4 protein-coding genes are annotated in these 2,953 nt (G+C 57.0%); all 4 read right to left on the bottom strand.

What is annotated here, in order from left to right:
• Positions 1-22 precede the first annotated feature (22 nt).
• On the bottom strand, positions 23-526 hold the full coding sequence (locus tag Q0864_RS16525) for a hypothetical protein (protein WP_298572062.1): 504 nt from the start codon (positions 524-526) through the stop codon (positions 23-25).
• A gap of 1 nt (position 527) precedes the next feature.
• Complete coding sequence (locus tag Q0864_RS16520; RefSeq protein ID WP_298572064.1) at positions 528-1,985, bottom strand: IS66 family transposase; 1,458 nt, start codon at positions 1,983-1,985, stop codon at positions 528-530.
• Positions 1,986-2,119: 134 nt separating this feature from the next.
• Positions 2,120-2,467: an IS66 family insertion sequence element accessory protein TnpB gene (gene tnpB / locus Q0864_RS16515; protein WP_298572059.1), complete on the bottom strand. Its 348-nt coding sequence runs from the start codon at positions 2,465-2,467 to the stop codon at positions 2,120-2,122.
• Positions 2,464-2,868 (bottom strand): transposase, encoded by a 405-nt coding sequence (locus Q0864_RS16510; RefSeq protein WP_298572056.1) that lies wholly within the window; start codon positions 2,866-2,868, stop codon positions 2,464-2,466. Before Q0864_RS16510 ends, tnpB begins: the two co-directional genes overlap by 4 nt.
• Positions 2,869-2,953 lie beyond the last annotated feature (85 nt).

Here is a 2,953-nt window from a genome sequence, read left to right as displayed (position 1 = left end):
GTATGCGTCCGGTGTGGTCGCGCTATGAACTTCTGGCCATCACCTTCAAGATAATTTCGCCTAGCAAAGCTGCTTCGGTATCTTCCGGCGAGCTAGAACGGCCTTCAGATTTGCAGGCCGCCTCAAATGCAAAACGCCGTTGCGTTCGTTTCTGAGGCCAAAAGAGATATTGGTTCTTTGCCAGCTCAATATCGACAAGCCTCAACTGTTGATGAAATTGCCTTTCTGTTAGTTCGTTGGCTTCGCGGAATTTGTCCATTTCGGCTTCAAACCAGCCTACAGATTGCAGGAGATCAAGCTTTGGCCCTTTGCTTCTTTTAAATGCGCATTGTTGTACTGCTTGTTTGATTGTTTGGCCGATCTCGACTGTGTTCAGACTGTAGCAATCGACGCCAGGAAAGATAGCTTCTGGGATGGCGAAAGGCCTTGTAACGTGAGGAATTGCCAGAGCTCGCGCATCAGTGAAATACAGTGCAATTTTGAGCGTCCTGGGAGCAAAGTACCTTCTCAACACATTCTGAAACACTTCAAACGGCTCCCTCTGTGATGTAGCGCCACGGCATCAGTTCATTAATGCGATTGATCTTGTGATCCGGGAGGCGTTCGAGCACCCAGGTCAGCCATGCTTCCGGATCGACGCCGTTCATCTTCGCTGTTTCGATCAGGGTATAGGCGATCGCTGCGGCCTTTCCGCCACCGACAGACCCCATGAATAGATAGTTTTTGCGGCCCAAAGCGATAGGGCGAATGCTGCGCTCACAGATGTTGTTGTCGAGTTCCAGCTGCCCGTCGCTCAGATAGGCGCAGGCCTTGGGCATGCGGTTCAGAGCATAGCGAATGGCGGCGGCCAGTTTGGTCTTACCCGAGAGCTTGGGCAGCTGCGCCTGCAGCCAGGCCTCCAGATCATCGAGGATCGGCTTGGCCCTTGCCTGACGCAAAGCAACACGTTCTTCCGGTGCTTTGCCTCTGGCTTCCCTCTCAACAGCATAAAGGTCAGCGATCTGCGTGATCGCATGTTTGGCAATATCTGCGCCGGTACGCTCGAACTCGTCCACGAACTTGCGGCGCACATGCACCATGCAGGCCTGCTCATCGGCTTTATCTTTGCCGAACAATCCATTGAAGCCCGCAAACCCATCGGCATGCACGGTGCCGGTATAGCCCGAGAGATGGTTGACGGGATGTTCGCCCTTGCGATCCGTGCTGAATTGGTACCACGCACAGGGCGGGGCCTCCCCGCACCACGGGCCCTCATTGCGCACATAGCTCCATAGTCGTGCAGTTTGCGTCTTCTTTGGCTTCAGCTTGCTTTGCAGTTTGACCGGTGTGTCATCGGCAAAGAGCGCGGGGCCTGCCCTGACCAGCTTGCCGATGTGATCAGCCAGTGGTTCCAGCAGCGCTGTGCTGCGCCCCACCCAATCGGTCAGGGTGGAGCGGTGCAGATCGACCTTCTCACGGGCGAAGATTTTGGATTGCCGATCCAACGGCAGATGATCGCAGTATTTGCCAACCAGGATGTGGGCCAGAAGACCCGGGCCCGGTCGGCCCCGTTCAATCGGGCGCGACGGCAGCGGAGCCTGTGTGAATGCCTCGCAGCAGGTGCAGGCCATGCGTGGACGGATAATGCGGCGCACGACAAAGCGACCCGGAATATACTCCAGCTCCTCGGTAACGTCTTCGCCGACCTGGCGCAGGGAACCGCCGCAGTCATTGCAATCTTCACCCGGAGACAAAACCTCGTCCTGCCGCTCCAGATGATCCGGCAACGGTTTGCGGCTGTGCTGGCGCTTGGGTGGTTTGTTGTCAGCCTTGTTTGGTTCGCTCTTCTGTGCCTCAGCCGCGACTTCAATCTCATCGTCTTCGGCCAGATCGAAAGCCAGTTGATCAAGGCTCTCGGATTTGGAACCGAACCGTGCCTTGCGATGGCCATGAAGTTCAGCCTTCAGCTTCTCATTTTGGTAGGTCAGCGATTGCACCTCAGCCATCAAACGTTCGCTGACAGCGCGAAGTTCAGCGGGGTCTTCAGGCAAGGGTTTGAGGGCGTCTAACATGGTTCGGATATAACCTATTGCAGCAGAAGGGTGAATCACGAAACGCCAGTTCGCGCCGATTTATTGTATTACCCCGTGCTCAAAGGTCGCCATGTCTTCTTCGGCATCCGCCAGTCAATCCCTTCGAGCAGCATCGACAACTGCGCCGCCGTCACGCTGACTTTGCCATCCTTGGCGGCGGGCCAAACGAAGCGCCCGCCTTCCAGGCGCTTGCTGAACAGGCAGGCGCCCTGGCTGTCCCACCATATGATCTTGAGCAGATCGCCCCGACGCCCCCGGAACACAAACAGATGCCCAGAATAGGGATCGAGTTCCAAAACCTTCTCCGCCTGCGCCGCCAGTGTGTTGAAGCCGCGCCGCATATCTGTGACCCCGGCGGCCAGCCAAACCCGTGTGTTCGACGGAACAGGGATCACGGCATCAAACCCTCGACCAAAGACAGCACCGCCGACAGGGCCGTCGTGCCTTCCACCAATATCCGCCGACCATCCGATAGCGTGATGTCCACGCGTTGCGCCGAGACTGGCTCAGTCAATGCTGGGGCGGAAACGCGCATATCGGAATGGGACAGTACCGGCACGGCACCCGCAATCTCGACAGGCACAAACCCCGCCTCAGTGGCATCCAGCACCTCACCGGCCTCTTCTTCAGGCGCAAACCGAGGATCGCGCAACCATTTGTGAATAAGATTGGCGTTCATCGAATACCGCCGCGCAACCTGCGCAACCGAAATACCCGCCGCCCGCGTTTGCGTGCAGATCGCACGCTTCTCGTCATCTGACCAAAACCGCTTCTTCTGACCCTTCTTGCCCGCCATGGAATACCCCAAGATGTCCACTATCGATGGTGGACACTATCAGCACTCTCCATTAGCCGTCAGAGCAGGCAGACCGGACGGATAC

This window comes from uncultured Aliiroseovarius sp. (assembly GCF_947497285.1).
In the GTDB taxonomy this organism is placed as follows: Bacteria; Pseudomonadota; Alphaproteobacteria; order Rhodobacterales; family Rhodobacteraceae; genus Aliiroseovarius.
Note: the sequence above shows the minus strand (reverse complement) of the source record. Positions and strands in the feature narration are given on the sequence as shown.

Excerpts from the sequence above, each read along its gene's own strand:
- Q0864_RS16520 (WP_298572064.1), bottom strand. The coding sequence starts at position 1,985 with ATGGCTGAGGTGCAATCGCTGACCTACCAAAATGAGAAGCTGAAGGCT.
- Q0864_RS16510 (WP_298572056.1), bottom strand. The coding sequence starts at position 2,868 with ATGGCGGGCAAGAAGGGTCAGAAGAAGCGGTTTTGGTCAGATGACGAG.